The organism is Litorisediminivivens sp. KMU-197 (assembly GCF_056858395.1).
The window spans coordinates 532908-550766 of sequence record NZ_JBXEQG010000002.1 but is presented as its reverse complement, the minus strand read 5'-3'; the positions used below and the strand labels follow the sequence as shown (position 1 = coordinate 550766).

The following is a 17859-nucleotide window of genomic DNA, read 5'->3' as shown; positions in this document are numbered from 1 at the left end:
GTCGTTCCTTTCCTTATTGCATGACGCCGGCGATGGTTTCGCCGATGACGGCCGGGTTTTCGGCCACGGTGACACCGGCGGCGGTCAGGATCTCGACCTTCTCGCTGGCGCTTTCGCCGAAGGCCGAGATGATCGCCCCCGCGTGGCCCATCGTCCGCCCCTTGGGCGCGGTCAGGCCCGCGACATAGGCCACCACCGGCTTGGTCACGTGATCGCGGATGTATTCCGCCGCCTCAGCTTCCTGCGGTCCGCCGATCTCGCCGATCATGCAGATCAGGTCAGTCTCGTCATCGTTTTCGAACTGCTCCAGGATATCGCGGAATGAGGACCCGTTGATCGGATCGCCGCCGATGCCGACGCTGGTCGAAATACCGATGCCGCGTTCCTTGAGCTGCGCCGCGGCCTCGTACCCCAGCGTACCCGAGCGGCCGATGATACCGACGTTGCCGGGCAGGTAGATATGGCCGGGCATGATCCCCAGCAGGGCCTTGCCCGGGCTGATGGTGCCGGCGCAGTTCGGCCCGGTCAGCACCATGCGGCGGTCTTTCGGATAGCGGTACATGTAGCGCTTCACGCGGATCATGTCCTGCGCCGGGATGCCGTCGGTGATGCAGACGCAGTACCGGATACCGGCGTCGGCGGCCTCCATGATGCTGTCGGCGGCGAACGGCGGCGGCACGAAGACCAGTGTCGCCTCGGCGCCGGTGGCCTCCACCGCGTCCTTGACGGTGTTGAAGACCGGCAGGCCCTCGACGGTCTCGCCCTCCTTGCCGGGAACGACGCCGCCGACGACGTTGGTACCGTATTCGATCATGTCCTTGGTGTGGAAGCGCGCCATCTTGCCGGTGATGCCCTGCACAATGACCTTGGTGTCGCGGTCGAGAAAGATGCTCATCAGACTGCCCTCACTTGGGTTTGCGAAAGATCGTTCTGCCAGGCGCCCACGGCACGTTCGGCAGCTTCCATCAGGGTGGTCGCGCGGATCAGCGGAAGCCCGCTCTGCGCAAGGATCTTCTGGCCCTCGGCGACGTTGGTTCCGGCCAGGCGGACCACCACGGGCACGTCGACCTGCACTTCGCGCAAGGCCTGCACCACGCCCTCGGCCACCCAGTCGCAACGGTTGATGCCCGCGAAGATGTTGACCAGCACTGCCTGCACGTTGCTATCGGACATCACCAGGCGGAACGCCTTGGCCACCCGCTCGGGCGTCGCACCGCCGCCGATGTCGAGGAAGTTCGCAGGCTCGCCACCCGCCAGCTTGATGGTGTCCATCGTCGCCATGGCAAGGCCCGCGCCGTTGACAATGCAGCCGATGTTGCCGTCAAGGCCCACGTAGCTGAGGCCACGGTCGGCGGCACGGCTTTCGCGCGGGTCTTCCTGGCTCTTGTCGCGTAGCTCGCTGATCTGCGGATGGCGAAACAGCGCGTTGTCGTCGAAGGTCATCTTGGCGTCGAGGGCGAGGATGCGGTTGTCACCTGTGATGACCAGCGGGTTGATCTCGACCATGGTAGCGTCAAGCTCGGTGAAGGCGCGGTAGCAGCCTTGCAGCGTGCGCACCATCTGCTGGACCATGCCTGACTCCAGCCCCAGCTTGAAGGCAATCTCGCGGCATTGGAATTCCTGCAAACCAACCGCTGGTTCGACGGTGGCGCGCACGATGCTTTCGGGGCGGTTGGCCGAGATGTCCTCGATCTCCATGCCGCCTTCGCCGGAGGCCACGATCATCACGCGCTGGCTGGTGCGGTCGAGCACGAAGCCCAGATAGATCTCGCGGTCGATCGGCACCGCGGCCTCGACATAGACCCGGTAGATGCCCTTGCCCTCCGGTCCGGTCTGGTGCGTCACCAGCTTCTTGCCGAACATGTTCTCGGTAGCTTCCTGAATCTCGACATCGCTGTCGCAGACCTTGACGCCGCCGGCCTTGCCGCGCCCGCCGGCGTGGACCTGGGCCTTCACGACCCAGCGGTCGCCGCCCATCTCACGGGCGCGGTAAGCGGCTTGCTCGGGACTGTAGGCCAGCGCGCCCTGCGGGATCTTGACACCGAAGTTGCTGAGAACTTCCTTGGCTTGATACTCATGGATATCCATAGTCGGGTTCCTCCCTTGAAACCGTTATTCCGCGGCCATCGCCGTCTTGAAATGCTGGTCGAGCCGCACGGTGATCTCCTCCAGATCGACCTTGGCCCCCATGTCCTGCATTGCCTTGCCGAAACGCGTCACGATCTCGGTAATCGCGTCGCGGGTAAGCAGGTTGAGAATGCCGATGCGGACCTGCACCGGGGCCGAGAGCGTCGGCCAGATGCCGAAACCCTGCGCCCGGCAGTTCTGCACCAGTTCCATTTCGCGCCCTGCCAGAGACTCGGGCAGGTTCAGCACCACCAGCGAGGTCATGTTCGACGTGACCGTACAGCCCATCGCGGTGACGGCCTCACGCAGCGCCGCCTCGTGGAAGGTGTAGTCCCGCGCCCGCTGCGCCACGCCGTGTTGCAGGGTGATGCGCAGCGCCTCGTGGAAGGCGGCGACGGCATAGGGGCTGTGGGTCCGGTGATAGGTGCCCTTTTCCACGTCCTGCCCGTCGACGATGCCCCAATGGCGGGCTTCGAGGATCGGGTTGTGGACGAAGGTGCGGCAACCTGTGGTGCGCAATTCCTGGATGTAGCGGTCGGTGAAGGACACCGGCGCATAGGTCAGCGGCAGGCAGCAGATGCCCTTCTGCGGGCAGGAGGCCCAGCCTGCGACGCCCGGGAAATCATCGATCCGGAAATCCTCGACCCCGAGGGAGGACACGGCGTCGACCAGACCCATGACCCCGTGGCGTTCGCAGGCATCCGAGAAGCCGCGGATATCGTTCACCCGGCCAGAGCCGGTTTCCCAATGCGCCATCGCGGCCCACTTGGGCTTGTGCTCGGCCAGCGCCTTCTCGACGATCTCGCCGGTGACCGAAGTCCCGTGCGGCACGTCGATGATTGTGACCGAGGCGGGCTGCGGGTCCAGCGGGCTGGCGCGCAGTTCCTCGGCGGTGGCGGCCTTCATGCGGACGGTCAGCCCGTCGATGCCCGAGAAGGTGCCGTTGTTGAAGACGACGACCGTGTCGCCGGGCATCACGGCCGAGAACATTACGTCCAAGCCGCTCCAGCCGGTGCCGGCGACGCCGAAGGTGTAGGTGTTTTCGGTCCCCATCACCGCGCGCAGCATCTGTTTACACTCGATCATCCCGCGCAGCACGTCGGGCTGCATGTGGTCAGCGGTGCCGGCGCTGGCAAAACGTTCGAGAACACGGGGATCGGTATTGCCCGGACCCGGCCCAGCGGCGAGAGTGTGCGGAATGTTCAGCGGTGCGAAGGTCGGTGCGGTCATGGCGGCGAGTCCTAGTTTGTTTCCTGATGTGAATAATCGCTTAACGATAGGAAACATCGACTCGCTATTTTCCACAACGTAAGATACTCCTGCTTTTGGGTATCTATTTGGGTGGGAAATTTCCCACCCATTCAGGCAAGAATGCCATTGCATACCGAAAGCACCCCACTCAAATGGGTAGGTTTTGGCAAGAAAGGCGCGGAAATGCAGGGACTTAAGCAAGGCGGAACGCCAATTTCGGTGATGCTGGCGGACAGCAATCCGTTGGTTCTTTCGGCCATGTCCGAGGTGTTTGACCGCGATCCCCGATTCTCTCTCGTCGCTACCAGCGCCACTGCCGAAGGCTTTCTCGGCACGGTGATGCGGGTGCCAGTGCAGGTCGGCGTGATCGATTGGAACCTGCCGGTGCTGGGCGGCGCCAAGCTGATCGAGGTGCTGCGCGAACAGGCTCAGGCGCCGCGTTTCGTGATCTACGCCGACCAGGGCAGCGACGCGCATCGGCAGGCGATGGCGGCGGGCGCAGCCGGCTTCGTGCCGCGCAGCGGCCCCGTCGAGAGCCTGCTCGACACCTGTGCCGAGGTCGCAGCAGGCAAGATGGTTTTCCCCTACCTTGACGTGCGCGAATTGCAGAAAGACCCACTGCAAACCCTGTCGCGGCGTGAACGCGCGATGCTGGAAGCCCTGTCGGAAGGGCTGACCAATCGTGAGCTCTCCAAGCGGCTGGAAATCTCGACCAACACGGTGAAATTTCACCTGTCGAACCTCTACGAAAAGCTCTCGGTCAAGAACCGTGCGCAGGCCATCGCTTTCTACTATTCAAGCCGCCTGCCGGGGGAGCGCACGAAGGACGAATCCTGACGGGAAACAATATTTCTTGACAGGAAAAAAATTTTCCTGCTCGCATAGGGCCACCTGAAATCACCCCTGACAGGAGCGCTCTGCCATGAGTTTCCATCCCATCGAACAAGCCCCCGCACGCCTCAACCGCAGTGAGCTCGCCGTTCCCGGCAGCCAGATGCAAATGATTGAAAAGGCTGTCGAATCCAAAGCCGACGTCGTCTTCCTCGATCTCGAAGACGCGGTGGCGCCCGAGGAAAAACCGCAGGCGCGGAAGAACATCATCAAGGCCCTGAACGAGTTCGACTGGGGCTCCAAGACCATGTCGATTCGAATCAACGGGCTCGACACCCACTACATGTATCGCGACGTGGTGGACATCGTTGAGCAAGCCGGCGAGCGGCTCGATCTGATCATGATTCCCAAGGTCGGCACCGCCGCAGACGTCTATGCTGTCGACATGATGGTGACCCAGATCGAGGACGCGCAGGGCTTCAAGAAACGCATCGGTTTCGAGCACATCATCGAGACCGCGCTGGGCATGCAGAACGTCCATGAAATCGCCGCCGCCTCAAAGCGCAACGAAAGCCTGCATTTTGGCGTCGCCGATTATGCCGCCAGCACCCGCGCGCGCACCACGGTGATCGGCGGCGTGAACGAAAACTACGCGGTGCTGACCGATCCCGATGCGGAGGGCAACCGGCAGGTGCACTGGGGTGACATGTGGCACTATGCGATCAGCCGAATGGTGGTCGCGGCCCGCGCCAACGGATTGCGGCCCATCGACGGCCCGTTCGGTGATTTCTCGGACCCCGAGGGCTACAAGGCCGCCGCCTATCGTGCCGCCGTCATCGGCTGCGAAGGCAAATGGGCCATTCACCCCAGCCAGATCGAGCTGGCCAACCAGGTGATGAGCCCGTCGGGCGACGAAGTGAACCGCGCCGAGCGCATCCTCAAGTCGATGGCCGAGGCCGAGGCGTCAGGCAAGGGTGCGGTGTCGCTGGATGGCCGGCTGATCGACTATGCCTCGATCCGTCAGGCCGAGGTTCTGGTTGAGAAGGCACGGCAAATCGCGGTTGCCTGACCGCCGTCAAGCAGATAGCGAGGCCACATGTCCCTGATCCTTGGCCTCGCAGCCGCCCTTGCCTGGGCGCTGCATGATATCTGCGTGCGCGGGGTCAGCCAGACTTCGCGCATCCTTCCGACACTGCTGACGGTGCTTGTCGTTGGCAGCGTTCTGCTGGCGCCGGTGGCGGTAGCAACCGGTGACTGGTCCAAGATGCCTGCGCCGGCCTACGGACTCTCGGTGCTGTCAGGGCTGGCGTTTGGATTGGGCAGCCTCAGCCTTTACGGCGCGTTCCGGATCGGGCCGGTTCGACTGGTGGCCCCGATCATCGGGGCTTACCCGGTCTTGTCGGTCGCTTGGGCCATGCTCAGAGGCACCCCGGTTACGGTGCTGCAATGGATCGCCGTGCTGGTCGTGGTCTGCGGGGTAGCCTTGGTGGCGGCGCTGTCGGACGACGATGACGCTGACGGCGACACTGGCCGTGCGGTGATGCTGTCGCTGGCAGCGGGTATCGGCTTTGCGCTGACCTTCGCGGCGGGACAGGCCGCGGCGCGGGTGGGCGCAGAGCTTCCGGTAACACTTGTCAGCCGCCTTGTCGCAGTGACCGTGATTGGCGTCCTCATGCTGGCGCTGAAACAACGCTGGCACGTCGGGCGGAGGCTTCTGCCGCTGCTGTTGGCGATGGGCCTGCTCGACGCCGCCGCGCTGGCCAGCGTCACCGTCGCGGGCACCCTGCCCCGGCCGGAATTCGCGGCGGTCGCATCGTCGCTCTTTGGCTTGCTGACCGTGGTGCTGGCCTGGGCGCTGCTCAAAGAACCCATGCGACCGGCACAATGGGGCGCAGTGGTGCTGGTGTTCTGCGGGATCGGCTACCTCGGGCTTTAGGCCCCAACAGCAGGCTAGTTCCGCTGCAGGCTAAGACGCGCACGAATGCCGTTCGTACCTGCCTCGAACGATAATCCGCCACCGTGCATGTTGGCGATGCTGGCAACGATGGTCAGGCCCAGCCCGAAGCCCTGCACCGCGCTCGTGTTGGTGCCCCGTCGATAGGGGGCAACCAGCGCGTCGAGGTCCTCGGGTGTGTAGTCCGCACCCTCATCCTCGACCACCACGGTGGCGGTTTCGGCGTCCGTTTCAAGCTCGACCGTGGCCCGGCGACCGTATTTCAACGCGTTGTCGATCAGGTTGCTCAAGGCGCGCTGCAAAGAGATCGGCCGCGCCATGACCACCACCCGCCGTTCATCGGGCAAGGCGCTCTGGCCCTGCCGCGACATGAAGACCGAGCGTCCGCCCTGCACCGTCACGCCGCGCGTCTGGCGAAAGGTGACCGGCTGGCCTGTGTCGCTGTAGTCCGCAACCAGCGCTTCCACCAGAGATGTGAGCGAGATCTGCCTTGGTGCTTCGGAGTCGAGCTCGGCCCGGGTAAATGTCAGCACGCTGTCGATGATCCCGGTCATCTGGTCGATGTCGTTTTCAAGCCGTTGCCGCAGATCCGCGTCCTCGATCAGCGCCGCGCGCAGGCGCAGGCGCGTGGCCGGAGTACCAAGATCGTGGCTGACGCCCGACAGAACCATGGCGCGCTTCTCCAGCTGCTCACGCCCGGTTTCGAGATAGCTGTTCACCGCCGACACGATTTCGCGCAGTTCCTGCGGACCCGAGGTCTCGTAGCTGTCCGGCCCGCCCAGACGACGGCGGCTGCGAAGAAGGTCGGCGAAACGCTCGAAATGGCCGGTCATGTCAAGGAACAAGGTGCCTATGATCCCCAGCCCGACCACCGCGAGCAACGCGGCAAGCAGACGCCGATCGGCCGGGGCCGTGTCGCAGCCCCAGACCTCGGTGCCGTCGACCCGGACCCAGGCCGCGTTGCCGGCACTGGCGAAGATGACAGGGTCGCTGCAATGGCTTGCCATGATCCGGGTCAGCGCGCCCATGGTCTCGGCAGCCCCGAGGTCGTCGGCGAACGAGATGCCGGCCAGCGGATAGCGCAACTTGGCGGCGACCACGGCCAGCGCGACCGTGCGCGCGGGCGCACGGTGTGACGCCGGATCGTGGATCGAGACGTTGGTCACCAGCGCCGGGCGCGGCACTTCGCTCAATTGGGTGAAGGCCCCCCGCCGGGCCAACGCCTCATCCTCGGGTGACAGGGCCGTGATCTCGACCCCTGCCGGAGGTTTCCCGCCCATGGTCAGGGTGGTGAACAGCTGCACGCCGGTGTAATATGATCGGTTCAGGTGGTCCGTCCAGGCAGCGCTGGACCGCATCCACATCGAGGTGCTGACCAGCCCCAGCACAAAGGCCGCCACGGCCACTCCCGATCCGAGAAATCGCAGGGAGTGCAGCGCCTCTCTCATGCATCCTCGGCGATGACATCGGCTGCAAAGACATAGCCGACACCGCGTTCGGTGCGCAGAAGTTGCGGGTCTTTCGGCTGCTTCTCGATCTTCGATCGCAATCGCCCAACCAGCACGTCGATGGCCCGGCCGCCGGCATCGACCGCACCCTCCGGATCAGCGGTGACATCCAGCGCCGCGGCGATTTCCTCGCGTGTCAGGGGGATGCGTGGATTGGCCAGCAGGACCTGCAAGAGCGCGGTCTCGCGCCGCGACAGGGCGACCTGAAAGCCCTCGGGCGACCGGACCTCGTCACGCTTGGCATCATAGGTCCAGCCATCGAAGCGGAAGGTCTTGATCTGCCGCCGGTGCGCGAGCGACGACGAACGCCGCGCCCGCGACAGCACCGCCTTGATGCGCGCCAGAAGAAGCTGCGGATTGAATGGCTTGGCGATGTAGTCGTCGGCCCCCACCTCGTACCCGGACATGCGCTGGTGATCGGCCGACAGCGCAGAGACCATGATGATCGGCACATCCTGCTGGCTGCGCAGGCGGGCGCAGATCTCGAGCCCGTTCTCGTCGCCCAACATCACGTCGAGCAGGATCAGGTCGATGCGCCCTGTGTCAAGATGGCGGCGGATGTCGGCCTCGGAACTGGCGGGCAATGCGATGGTTCCGTTCTGTTGCAGGAACCGCGTCAGCATCTGCCGCGTGTCCTGATCGTCGTCGACCACCAACAGCCTTGGAATCGCCATCCTGTCTCGCCCTCCCGATACGCGACACGCGCCCCTCAGCATCGGAGCTTATGTAACGCTCCGCAACAAATTCAACGCCCGCGTAACAGCCTGTAACAGAACCGCCAACTATCGCGATGCGCCCAGCGGAATCCCGGGATGCACGGATTGCATGGCTGGGGGCTCGTGGCTCACAAAGATTGCGCAATCCGGTGCACCTGATGGTGCCGGAGCGAATGCGACAATTGGGAGGAAACCAAACATGAAGAACCACGTACTCAGCGCCGTATCGACCGCGGCCATCCTGGCGGCAGGCGTCGCTACCGCCGAACCCAGCGCCGAAGTGCTGCACTACTGGACCTCGGGCGGCGAGGCAAAGTCGGTCGCGGTGCTGCAAAAGGAATTCGCCGACAACGGCGGCACCTGGACCGACATGCCGGTGGCGGGCGGGGGCGGCGACGCCGCGATGACCGCGCTGCGCGCACGGGTCCTGTCGGGCAATGCGCCGACGGCCGTGCAGCTGAAGGGCCCCGCCATCCAGGAGTGGTACGAAGAGGGCGTGCTGGCCGACATCTCGAACGTGGCCGAAGCCGAAGGCTGGGCCGATGTCCTGCCCGCCTCGATCGCCGGTCACATGAAGTGCGAGGACATCTGGTGTGCCGCTCCCGTGAACGTGCACCGGGTGGACTGGATCTGGGCCAACGCCGATGTGCTGGAAGCCAACGGCATCGAAATGCCCACCACATGGGAAGAGTTCAATGCCGCCGCCGAGAAGCTGCAGGCCGCCGGGGTCATCCCGCTGGCGCATGGCGGCCAGGCCTGGCAGGACGCGACTGTGTTCGAAGCCGTGGCGCTGGGCATCCTCGGGCCGGACGGCTTCCGCAAGGCGTTCGTCGATCTCGACGAAGCGACCCTGACCTCCGGCGAGATGAAGGCCGTCTTCGACCAGATGCGCACCCTGCGCGGCTACGTCGACGAGAACTTCCCCGGCCGTGATTGGAACCTCGCCACCGCGATGGTGATGAACGGCGAAGCCGCGTTCCAGATCATGGGCGACTGGGCCAAGGGCGAATTCCTTGCCGCCGGGAAGGCACCGGGCGAGGACTTCCTCTGCGCCTCGACCCCGGGCGAGGGCTTCCTCTACAACGTCGACAGCTTCGCGATGTTCGACGTCGATGGCGACGACAAGCGCCAGGGCCAGGAACTGCTGGCGAAGCTGATCGTCGCTCCGAACTTCCAGAAGGTGTTCAACCTCAACAAGGGGTCGATCCCGGCCCGCACCGATGTTGCGCTGGAAGAATTCGACCAGTGCGCGCATCTGTCTGCCGAAGACATGCAGGCCAGCTCGGACGGCGGTTCGCTGCTGCCCTCCTACGCCCACGGCATGGCGCTGCGCGGCGCGCAGGCCGGCGCGATCACCGATGTGGTGACCTCGCACTTCAACTCCGACATGTCGTCGGAGGATGCAGTTCAACAACTGCTGACCGCTGTCCAGAACAGCATGTAAACTGCCAAAATCCTGGCCTGCCCTCCGGGGCGGGCCATCCCTATGGAGGAAATCCAATGTCCAAGTGGCTCGAAGAGCACTTGCCAAAAGTCGTGCTCGCCCCGTCGTTCATCGCCGTCCTTGTCTTCGTCTACGGATTCATCGTCTGGACCGCATGGGTCTCGCTGACACGCTCGAAGCTGTTGCCGAAATACGAGATCGAAGGCTTCATCCAGTACGAGCGGCTGTTCGCGGCCCCGCGTTGGGACGTCGCCATGAACAACCTGTTCATCTTCGGCACGCTGTTCATCGTCATTTCGATGGTGCTTGGGCTGATGCTGGCGATCCTGCTCGATCAGAACATCCGCACCGAGGGCGCGATCCGCACGATCTACCTCTACCCGATGGCGCTGTCGATGATCGTCACCGGGACGGCATGGAAATGGATCCTCAACCCCGGTCTGGGTCTGGAAGCGACTGTGCAGGGCTGGGGGTTCGAAAACTTCACCTTCAACTGGCTGGTCGATCCCGACAAGGCGATCTACACCATCGTCCTTGCCGCCATCTGGCAAAGCTCGGGCTTCGTCATGGCGCTGTTCCTTGCCGGCCTGCGCTCGGTCGATACCGAGATCATCCGCGCCGCGCAGGTCGATGGCATCCCGACGTGGCGGGTCTATTCCGCGATCATCATTCCGTCGATGGCCCCGATCTTCCTGTCGGCCTTCATCGTTCTGGCGCACCTCGCCATCAAGAGCTTCGATCTGGTCATCGCACTGACCGGCGGCGGCCCCGGCTTCGCCACCGACTTGCCCGCGACGTACATGTACGCCATGGCCTTTTCGCGCGGCGACATCGGCCAAGCGGCAAGCTCGGCGATGATCATGATGGCCGTCGTCTTCGCCATCGTCGTTCCGTACCTCTATTCCGAGCTGAGGGCCAAAAATGACTGATTTCGCAATCGACACCCCCCGCAGCCAGAGCCGGACCGTCCGGATCGGCCTTCGTTGGCTGCTCTATGTCATCCTCGGGCTGTTCGCACTCTACTATCTGCTGCCGCTTTTCGTGATGATCACCACTTCGCTTAAAAGCCTGGAAGAGATCCGCACTGGCGACCTGATGGCGCTGCCTCGCGAGGTCACCTTCGACGCTTGGCGGACCGCCTGGTCCGAGGCCTGTACCGGCATCCAGTGCAACGGCGTGAAACCCTACTTCTGGAACTCGGTACTCATTGCGGTGCCCGCGGTCCTGATCTCGACCCTGCTGGGCGCGATGAATGGCTATGTCGTGGCCCACTGGAAGTTTCCCGGCGCCAACATTTTCTTCGCGCTGATGCTGTTTGGCTGCTTCATCCCGTTCCAGGTCGTGCTGCTGCCGATGGCCCGCGTCCTGGGCCTCATGGGGATCGCAGGCACAATCCCGGGGTTGATTTTCGTCCACGTCATCTACGGGCTGGGCTTCACCACGCTGTTCTTCCGGAATTACTACGTGACGATCCCGGTCGAATTGAGCAAGGCGGCCAAGGTCGATGGCGCGGGCTTCTTCCGCATCTTCTGGTCGATCTTCCTGCCGCTGTCGCTGCCGATCATCGTGGTCTCGGTCATCTGGCAGTTCACCCAGATCTGGAACGACTTCCTGTTCGGCGTCTCGTTCAGCCAGGCCGGCACCCAACCAATCACCGTGGCGCTCAACAACATCGTCAACTCCACCACCGGCGTGAAGGAATACAACGTGGACATGGCCGCCGCCATCATCGCGGCGCTGCCCACGCTGCTCGTCTACATCGTCGCCGGCAAATATTTCATCCGCGGTCTGACCGCCGGCTCCGTGAAAGGATAAATCCCATGGCACCGATCCTGGATATCAGAAACCTCTACAAGAACTACGGCGCAACCGAGATCCTCAAGGACATCAACGTCTCGATCGAGCCCGGCGACTTCCTCGTGCTCGTCGGTCCCTCGGGCTGCGGCAAGTCCACGTTGTTGAACTGCATCGCTGGGCTTGAGCCGATCTCGGGCGGCGAGTTGCATATCGGTGGGCGCAACATGACCGACGTCAGTCCCAAGGACCGCGACATCGCGATGGTGTTCCAGTCCTACGCGCTTTACCCGACGATGACGGTCGCCAAGAACATCACCTTCGGCATGAAGGTGCGCGGCGTCGATCAGGCAACCCAGAAAGAGAAGCTGGATAAGGTCGCCAAGCAATTGCAGATCGAGCAGCTGCTGAACCGCCGTCCCGGCCAGCTTTCGGGCGGGCAGCGGCAGCGGGTGGCGATGGGCCGGGCGCTAGTGCGCGATCCCAAGCTGTTCCTCTTCGACGAGCCGCTGTCGAACCTCGACGCGAAGCTGCGTGTCGAAATGCGCACCGAGATCAAGGAGCTGCACCAGCGGCTGGGCGCGTCGATGGTCTATGTCACCCACGATCAGATCGAGGCAATGACGCTGGCCACCAAGATCGTGGTCATGAAGGGCGGCGTGATCCAGCAGATCGGCACCCCGGCCGAGATCTACAATCGCCCGGCCAACCTGTTCGTGGCGGATTTCATGGGCAACCCGGCAATGAACCTGATCCCGGCCAAGGTGCAGTCCGGTGGCGATGCCTCGCGGATCGAGATCGCGCGGCGGGACGGTGCGCCGATCGTGCTGACCGACACGCAGAACCGCAACCTGCCCGAGGACGTTATCATCGGCGTGCGCCCCGAAGACATCGCCGAACCGGGCCACCGCGCCGGCACCGTGGCGCAGGAAGCCGAATGCATGGTCGACATCGTCGAGCCTGCGGGCGCCGACACCTATGTGGTGATGCAGATGGGCGGCAAACATGTCACCGCGCGTCTTCACGCCGAGACTTCGGCCGAAGCAGGAAAGCCGCAGAAGCTGGCCTTCGATCTGGGCAAGGTGTCCTATTTCGCGCCGGAAACCGGCCAGCGGCTGAACTGAGCGCATGCGTTTGGTCGCAGATATCGGCGGCACCAACAGCCGTCTCGCACTCTCTGACCTGGGCCACTTGCGGCCCGGGTCGTTCCGCAGCTTCCGCAACGCCGCCTATCCGTCCTTCGAAGCGGTGGTAGACGCCTATCTTGAAGACACTTCGGAGTCCCCCGCGGAAGTGGCGCTTGCCGTTGCCGGTCCGGTCGACGGCACATCTGCCCGCCTGACCAACCGCGGATGGACGATTTCCGCGCCTGCGCTGGCTCAACGGGTGGGCGGAAGGCGCGGCGGAATCATCAACGATCTGGTCGCGCTCGGATACTCGGTGCCCACGCTGGGTGCCGAGGATGTGCAGCCCCTGCTGGACGGCACACCGGAAGGCCACATGCCCTGCCAATCGCTGGTCGCGGGCATCGGGACCGGGTTCAACGTCAGTCCGGTGGTGCAGCACGAGGGCAGCGTGGTCTGCCTGCGCGCCGAATGCGGCCATATAGGGCTGCCGTCCGGCGTCGCCCGCGCGATGGACGCCCGGCAAGCCGGTCTCGCTGACAATTTCGCCACGGTCGAGCACCTTTTTTCCGGTCGCGGGTTTGCCAGAATGTGCGGCCTTCTGACGGGCCGCAGGGACACTGGACCGGAAGAGTTCATGCGCTTGTGTGACGCGGGCGACCCCCACGTGGCTGATACGGTCGGTTTCTATGCCGAGCTGATCGGCTGGCTGCTTCGCGAGTTAAGACTGGCCTACCTGCCCAGTTCCGGCGTCTATTTCGCCGGCAGCGTTGCGCGATCCGTGCTGGCCGGTCCCCGGCTCGCCCGTTTTGAGGCGATCGCCGCGCGCCCCTGCGAGATCCGGCCACGGGATCGGACACCGGTTTTCGCAATCACTTCGGACGTCGCCGCCCTGCACGGATGTGCGCGAATGCCGGTCGCGGATGTGACTGGCTGACGTCAGAACACCCAGCTCTGCGCGTCGTCCACGGTCAGCGCCTCTCCATTGACGAAATGACTGCGTGGATCGACAAGAAACAACAGCGCACTGTCGAGGTCCGACGGCTCGCCCACGCGACGGCGCGGCGTCATCGCCAGATCGGCCTTGCCGCGCTCGGTCTCCCAGTAGTCTTCGTTGATCGCGGTTCGGATGTAGCCCGGACACAGCGCATTGACGCGAATGCCGTGCCGCGCCCATTCCAGCGCATGCGCGGAGGTGAGATGGCGGATAGCGGCCTTGGACATTGCGTAAAGCGACACCCCCTTGGCGACACGGGTCGACAGGATCGACGAGACGTTGACGATACATCCCTCGTGGCCAGCCTCAATCCAGCCCGAGGCGCAAAGCTGCGACAGCCGCCACGGCGCGCGGACATTCACGGCCATGGTCTGCTCGAAATGGTCGGGCGTCGCTTCATGCGCACGGGCGGAAATGTTGATGCCCGCGTTGTTGACCAAAATGTCCGGAAGGCCCATTCGCCCCGAGATGGATGCGATCAGCGAGTCCGGCGCCTCGGGATTTGCAGCGTCGAACGCAAAGGCCTGCGCCGTGCCGCCCTCTGCCTCGATCCGCGACACCAGGTCGTCCAGCTTCCGGGTGCTACGCGCGGCCACCGCGACGGCGGCCCCTTGACCGGCCAGGGTCAAAGCGAAGTGATAACCCAAACCGGACGAGGCTCCGGTCACGAGTGCGATCTTGCCGTCCAGCATGCGCTGCCCTCTCTGTTGTCGGCCAATTCGGGATGCTGATATCTGACCCGCTTCACGACTACCTAAGCCACAGTGATCGGCCGTCTATTTCGCGGTCATGCGCAACGCGCCGTCCAGACGGATCACCTCGCCATTCAGCATAGGGTTGGCGAAGATCGCGGCCACCAGTTCGGCAAACTCCGACGCTTTCCCGAGCCGCGGTGGAAACGGCACTTTGGCACCCAGTGAGTCCTGAACCTCCTGCGGCAGTCCGGCCATCATCGGTGTCTCGAAGATGCCCGGAGCGATCGCCATGACCCGGATGCCTGACCGCGCCAATTCGCGCGCCGCCGGCAACGTCATGCTGACCACGCCACCCTTTGACGCGGCATAGGCCGCTTGGCCGATCTGTCCGTCGAAGGCCGCGACCGAGGCGGTGTTGACGATCACGCCACGCTCGCCGTCCGGTCCCGGTTCACCCTCCACCATCGCGGCGGCGGCCAGGCGCATGGTGTTGAACGTGCCGATCAGGTTAATTGAAATCGCGCGCGAAAACGCGTCGAGGTCATGTGGCCCGTCGCGTCCGACGATCTTCTGGCCCGGCGCGATCCCGGCGCAATTGACCAGGCCGTGCACGCCCCCGAACCGTCGCTTGGCGGTCTCGATGGCCTCTTCTACCTGCTCTGCGGATGTGACATCGGCCTTGACCATGGCCACGTTGTCGCTTTGGCCTGCGCCCTCGACGTTGATATCGAGCCCGACCACCTTGGCCCCGCCCGTCACCATCCGTGCCACCACGCCCGCGCCAAGGCCCGACCCCGCGCCGGAAACCAGTATCGTCTTGCCGTCGATGTTCATATTCATGCTCCCTGACCGGTTTCCCGATCCGTAGAGCAGCGAGGCATGGCAAACAACAACCCTTGTGCCCCGTGGCGCGAGCCGAGCGCCAAATCGCCCGCGCCCTCCGAAAAAGGGGTCATGCAGGCGCGGTTTGACTACACCGCCGATTACATCACCATATTCGCATGCTAGAGAACGGAAATCGGGTGCAGCCCTGATGAAGTGTTAAAAACCCGGGTTTCACCCTACAGTGGTCGTCAGATGATGAATTCCTTGAAGAACCGCCTCTTTGCCGGGCATGAGAAACGGCGGATTGCGATACCCCGTAACCTCGGGCAATTCGCAGTGTTCACGGTCCGCAGGTTCCTGTCCGAGCACCTGAGTGCCGCAGCCGCCGCCCTCACTTACTCGACCCTTCTGGCCCTGGTGCCGCTTCTGGTCATCGCCTTCGCCATCCTATCGAGCTTTCCGGCCTTCGACGCCGTTCAGGACCGGATGCGGGCCCTGTTTTTCGAAACGGTGGTGCCTGAAACCGGCGCGGCCATTTCTGATTATCTGGTGGATTTCACATCCAATGCCGGAGACCTGACGACCTTCGGCGTTCTGGGTCTGGCGGTGACGGCGGTCCTGCTTCTGGGGACCATCGAAGCGACGCTCAACCAGATCTGGCACGTCGAACGGCCGCGACCGATCTTCGTCCGCTTTCTCATTTTCTGGGCGATCCTGACGCTCGGGCCGCTGTTGATCGGCGCGAGTTTCGCGCTGACCTCGGATTTGCTCGTCTATCTCGACCGGGCGGAATTTCCCGGCTTTGCCGACGGAGACGAAACCACGCCGCTGACCGAAACGTGGTTTGCCAGCAAACTGCTTGGCCTGTTGATCAGCATCATCGGGTTCGCGGCGCTTTTCGTGCTGGTTCCAGCGCGCCGCGTGCGTATCCTGCATGCCCTCATCGGAGCGACCATCGCCGCCATCGCCTTCGAGTTCCTGTCCTGGGGATTCAATTCCTTCCTCACCTCCGGGTCCAGTTACCAGACGATCTACGGCGCGGTCGCGGCAGTACCGGTCTTCCTGGTCTGGGTCTATGCGTCCTGGACGGTGATCATCTTCGGGGCGGTGGTGGCGGCATCGATTCCGGATTGGCTGGTGGCCAGAACCAGCGTCTCCACGGAGCTTCTGCACCCCTGCGACAAGCTTGTCATTGCGGCCGCGCTGCTGGCACGACTGCACCGTCAGGCCCAGAACGGCGGCACCATCGGCGAGGACGATCTGGTCGAAGCCGCCCCGCTCGAGGCGCGGGACGAGATCTTCGATGCCCTGCACAAGGCCGGCTATCTGGTCAGGACCGAGGAGAACAAGGTCGCGCTGACGCGCGATCTGACCACCACGACGGTCTACGATCTCGCCTCCGATCTGAACCTGACGCTTGGCCATCCGCCGAACGAGGCCAGCGAGATCCCCCGCGAAATCCGCAGTCACCTCGTCGAGCGAACGGCGGCAGTCGATCGCTTGCTGATGGATCTTTCGGAGGTCGAGGTCGAGACCCTCGGCCGGCCGCTGGTCGAGGTCCTGAAGGCCCGGGACGAGGGATCATCCTCTGCCCGGACCGACACGGGGCCGGCGGAAATCCGGTTCGGCGGGGCTCAGTCGAACATATCCGGCTGATCGGACATAAGCTGATCCCAGATCGTCTGGAAATGCAGCCAGCCTATATAGTCGCTGCCGACATGCTCGCGGCTATAGCGCGCGCGATCCTCGGGTACATGAGTGGGCGTGATGCCCGAGGCGGCGATGTCGAGTTGCTGTTTGCAGCAGCGCTCCAGCGCGATGAACCAGAAGGCCGCCGAGTCGATACTGTGGCGACTTGCGGTCAACAGGCCATGGTTCTGGTGAATGGCGGCCTTCACCCCCTTGAACGCCTTCGCGACATTGCTGCCGGCGTGGTTCTCCACGGCCACCGCGCCTGCCTCGTCTCCGATGATGACGTGATCCTCGAAGAACGCGCAGGCGTCCTGCGTGATCGGCTCGATCGGACGGCCGGTGGCCGCCCAGGCCGTGCCATAAAGGGTGTGCGCATGGCACATGGCAATAATGTCGGGATGTTCCTCATGGACGTTGGCGTGGAGGACAAAACCTGCCCGGTTCACGGCGTGGTCGCCCTCGATCACCGTGCCCTGATGGTCGACGAGGATGAGGTTGGACACCTTCACCTTGGCGAAATGCACGCACATCGGGTTTGTCCAGTAAAGCTCGGGGCGCTCGGGATCGCGCACCGTCAGATGACCAGCGAACCCGTAGTCGAACCCCTGAAGCGCAAAGGCTCGGCAGGCGGCGACAAGACGCTCCTTCCGGTGTCTGCGCTCGTCTTCGACGGTGTCGAACGCCGGCAGTTCCGGAAAGATCAGACCTTCCTGTTCGGGCTGATAGATTGATACACGATTGCCAAGGTCCAGCATGTCCACTCCTTCAGGCTAAGTTCGCACGGCGGGCAGAAATGGCCGTGTTCATGTTCGGACGATGCGGTTCATGTCGAAGCCGGTCAACGAAACGGATGCAATAAGTCTTATCGGCGCTGCATTGTGCCCACTGCAGGGCTTGTCTA

At 63.8% G+C, this 17859-nt stretch carries 17 protein-coding genes; 9 read left to right on the top strand and 8 right to left on the bottom strand.

Translation table 11 applies throughout. From position 1 onward, the window contains the following. Positions 1-13: 13 nt before the first annotated feature. Genes sucD through AC04PT_RS07605 form a run of 3 tightly spaced genes read right to left on the bottom strand, consistent with a single transcriptional unit; the run spans position 14 to position 3357 of the window. On the bottom strand, positions 14-895 hold the full coding sequence (gene sucD, locus AC04PT_RS07615) for a succinate--CoA ligase subunit alpha (protein ID WP_482873029.1): 882 nt from the start codon (positions 893-895) through the stop codon (positions 14-16). Next, positions 895-2088 (bottom strand): malate--CoA ligase subunit beta, encoded by a 1194-nt coding sequence (locus AC04PT_RS07610; RefSeq protein ID WP_482873028.1) that lies wholly within the window; start codon positions 2086-2088, stop codon positions 895-897. Before AC04PT_RS07610 ends, sucD begins: the two co-directional genes overlap by 1 nt. A 24-nt stretch (positions 2089-2112) precedes the next feature. Next, on the bottom strand, positions 2113-3357 hold the full coding sequence (locus tag AC04PT_RS07605; RefSeq protein WP_482873027.1) for a pyridoxal-phosphate-dependent aminotransferase family protein: 1245 nt from the start codon (positions 3355-3357) through the stop codon (positions 2113-2115). Between the two features lie 204 nt (positions 3358-3561). Between AC04PT_RS07605 and AC04PT_RS07600 the strand changes: the two genes are divergently transcribed. The 3 genes from AC04PT_RS07600 (at position 3562) to AC04PT_RS07590 (ending at position 6145) form a co-directional block, all read left to right on the top strand. After that, positions 3562-4215, top strand: coding sequence for a LuxR C-terminal-related transcriptional regulator (locus tag AC04PT_RS07600; protein ID WP_482873026.1), 654 nt, complete (start codon positions 3562-3564; stop codon positions 4213-4215). Between the two features lie 85 nt (positions 4216-4300). Next, entirely contained in the window at positions 4301-5278 is a 978-nt protein-coding gene (locus AC04PT_RS07595) for an HpcH/HpaI aldolase/citrate lyase family protein (RefSeq protein ID WP_482873025.1), read from the top strand. A 27-nt stretch (positions 5279-5305) separates the two neighbouring features. Beyond that, on the top strand, positions 5306-6145 hold the full coding sequence (locus tag AC04PT_RS07590) for an EamA family transporter (protein WP_482873024.1): 840 nt from the start codon (positions 5306-5308) through the stop codon (positions 6143-6145). A 14-nt stretch (positions 6146-6159) separates the two neighbouring features. Here AC04PT_RS07590 and AC04PT_RS07585 read toward each other — a convergent pair whose 3' ends face one another. Continuing rightward, a complete protein-coding gene (locus AC04PT_RS07585; RefSeq protein WP_482873023.1) occupies positions 6160-7611 on the bottom strand; it encodes a sensor histidine kinase in 1452 nt (483 codons plus the stop codon). Beyond that, positions 7608-8345, bottom strand: coding sequence for a response regulator (locus tag AC04PT_RS07580; RefSeq protein WP_482873022.1), 738 nt, complete (start codon positions 8343-8345; stop codon positions 7608-7610). The genes AC04PT_RS07585 and AC04PT_RS07580 overlap by 4 nt, the downstream gene beginning before the upstream one ends. 241 nt (positions 8346-8586) lie before the next feature. Here AC04PT_RS07580 and AC04PT_RS07575 point away from each other — a divergent pair, with 241 nt between their 5' ends. From AC04PT_RS07575 to AC04PT_RS07555, 5 genes are read left to right on the top strand one after another with little or no spacing between them, the layout of a single operon-like run. Beyond that, on the top strand, positions 8587-9831 hold the full coding sequence (locus AC04PT_RS07575; protein ID WP_482873021.1) for an ABC transporter substrate-binding protein: 1245 nt from the start codon (positions 8587-8589) through the stop codon (positions 9829-9831). A gap of 56 nt (positions 9832-9887) precedes the next feature. After that, entirely contained in the window at positions 9888-10760 is an 873-nt protein-coding gene (locus AC04PT_RS07570) for a carbohydrate ABC transporter permease (protein ID WP_482873020.1), read from the top strand. Continuing rightward, on the top strand, positions 10753-11646 hold the full coding sequence (locus AC04PT_RS07565) for a carbohydrate ABC transporter permease (protein ID WP_482873019.1): 894 nt from the start codon (positions 10753-10755) through the stop codon (positions 11644-11646). Before AC04PT_RS07570 ends, AC04PT_RS07565 begins: the two co-directional genes overlap by 8 nt. 5 nt (positions 11647-11651) lie before the next feature. Next, on the top strand, positions 11652-12749 hold the full coding sequence (locus AC04PT_RS07560) for an ABC transporter ATP-binding protein (RefSeq protein ID WP_482873018.1): 1098 nt from the start codon (positions 11652-11654) through the stop codon (positions 12747-12749). Positions 12750-12753: 4 nt separating this feature from the next. Continuing rightward, a complete protein-coding gene (locus tag AC04PT_RS07555; protein ID WP_482873017.1) occupies positions 12754-13686 on the top strand; it encodes a glucokinase in 933 nt (310 codons plus the stop codon). Positions 13687-13688: 2 nt separating this feature from the next. On the opposite strand, the gene AC04PT_RS07550 is transcribed toward AC04PT_RS07555, so the two are convergent. Both AC04PT_RS07550 and AC04PT_RS07545 read right to left on the bottom strand, forming a co-directional pair. Further along, on the bottom strand, positions 13689-14438 hold the full coding sequence (locus tag AC04PT_RS07550; RefSeq protein ID WP_482873016.1) for an SDR family NAD(P)-dependent oxidoreductase: 750 nt from the start codon (positions 14436-14438) through the stop codon (positions 13689-13691). Between the two features lie 84 nt (positions 14439-14522). Beyond that, positions 14523-15275 (bottom strand): SDR family NAD(P)-dependent oxidoreductase, encoded by a 753-nt coding sequence (locus AC04PT_RS07545; protein WP_482873015.1) that lies wholly within the window; start codon positions 15273-15275, stop codon positions 14523-14525. A gap of 255 nt (positions 15276-15530) precedes the next feature. Between AC04PT_RS07545 and AC04PT_RS07540 the strand changes: the two genes are divergently transcribed. After that, positions 15531-16922 carry a YihY family inner membrane protein gene (locus AC04PT_RS07540; protein WP_482873014.1) on the top strand — a complete coding sequence of 464 codons (1392 nt, stop codon included), beginning with the start codon at positions 15531-15533 and terminating at the stop codon, positions 16920-16922. On the opposite strand, the gene AC04PT_RS07535 is transcribed toward AC04PT_RS07540, so the two are convergent. Beyond that, complete coding sequence (locus tag AC04PT_RS07535; protein WP_482873013.1) at positions 16901-17713, bottom strand: class II aldolase/adducin family protein; 813 nt, start codon at positions 17711-17713, stop codon at positions 16901-16903. The genes AC04PT_RS07540 and AC04PT_RS07535 overlap by 22 nt on opposite strands. Positions 17714-17859 lie beyond the last annotated feature (146 nt).

What these genes read in the sequence shown, in the direction of transcription:
- sucD (WP_482873029.1), bottom strand. Translation starts at nt 895, where the DNA reads ATGAGCATCTTTCTCGACCGCGACACCAAGGTCATTGTGCAGGGCATC.
- AC04PT_RS07610 (WP_482873028.1), bottom strand. Translation starts at nt 2,088, where the DNA reads ATGGATATCCATGAGTATCAAGCCAAGGAAGTTCTCAGCAACTTCGGT.
- AC04PT_RS07605 (WP_482873027.1), bottom strand. Translation starts at nt 3,357, where the DNA reads ATGACCGCACCGACCTTCGCACCGCTGAACATTCCGCACACTCTCGCC.
- AC04PT_RS07600 (WP_482873026.1), top strand. Translation starts at nt 3,562, where the DNA reads ATGCAGGGACTTAAGCAAGGCGGAACGCCAATTTCGGTGATGCTGGCG.
- AC04PT_RS07595 (WP_482873025.1), top strand. Translation starts at nt 4,301, where the DNA reads ATGAGTTTCCATCCCATCGAACAAGCCCCCGCACGCCTCAACCGCAGT.
- AC04PT_RS07590 (WP_482873024.1), top strand. Translation starts at nt 5,306, where the DNA reads ATGTCCCTGATCCTTGGCCTCGCAGCCGCCCTTGCCTGGGCGCTGCAT.
- AC04PT_RS07585 (WP_482873023.1), bottom strand. Translation starts at nt 7,611, where the DNA reads ATGAGAGAGGCGCTGCACTCCCTGCGATTTCTCGGATCGGGAGTGGCC.
- AC04PT_RS07580 (WP_482873022.1), bottom strand. Translation starts at nt 8,345, where the DNA reads ATGGCGATTCCAAGGCTGTTGGTGGTCGACGACGATCAGGACACGCGG.
- AC04PT_RS07575 (WP_482873021.1), top strand. Translation starts at nt 8,587, where the DNA reads ATGAAGAACCACGTACTCAGCGCCGTATCGACCGCGGCCATCCTGGCG.
- AC04PT_RS07570 (WP_482873020.1), top strand. Translation starts at nt 9,888, where the DNA reads ATGTCCAAGTGGCTCGAAGAGCACTTGCCAAAAGTCGTGCTCGCCCCG.
- AC04PT_RS07565 (WP_482873019.1), top strand. Translation starts at nt 10,753, where the DNA reads ATGACTGATTTCGCAATCGACACCCCCCGCAGCCAGAGCCGGACCGTC.
- AC04PT_RS07560 (WP_482873018.1), top strand. Translation starts at nt 11,652, where the DNA reads ATGGCACCGATCCTGGATATCAGAAACCTCTACAAGAACTACGGCGCA.
- AC04PT_RS07555 (WP_482873017.1), top strand. Translation starts at nt 12,754, where the DNA reads ATGCGTTTGGTCGCAGATATCGGCGGCACCAACAGCCGTCTCGCACTC.
- AC04PT_RS07550 (WP_482873016.1), bottom strand. Translation starts at nt 14,438, where the DNA reads ATGCTGGACGGCAAGATCGCACTCGTGACCGGAGCCTCGTCCGGTTTG.
- AC04PT_RS07545 (WP_482873015.1), bottom strand. Translation starts at nt 15,275, where the DNA reads ATGAACATCGACGGCAAGACGATACTGGTTTCCGGCGCGGGGTCGGGC.
- AC04PT_RS07535 (WP_482873013.1), bottom strand. Translation starts at nt 17,713, where the DNA reads ATGCTGGACCTTGGCAATCGTGTATCAATCTATCAGCCCGAACAGGAA.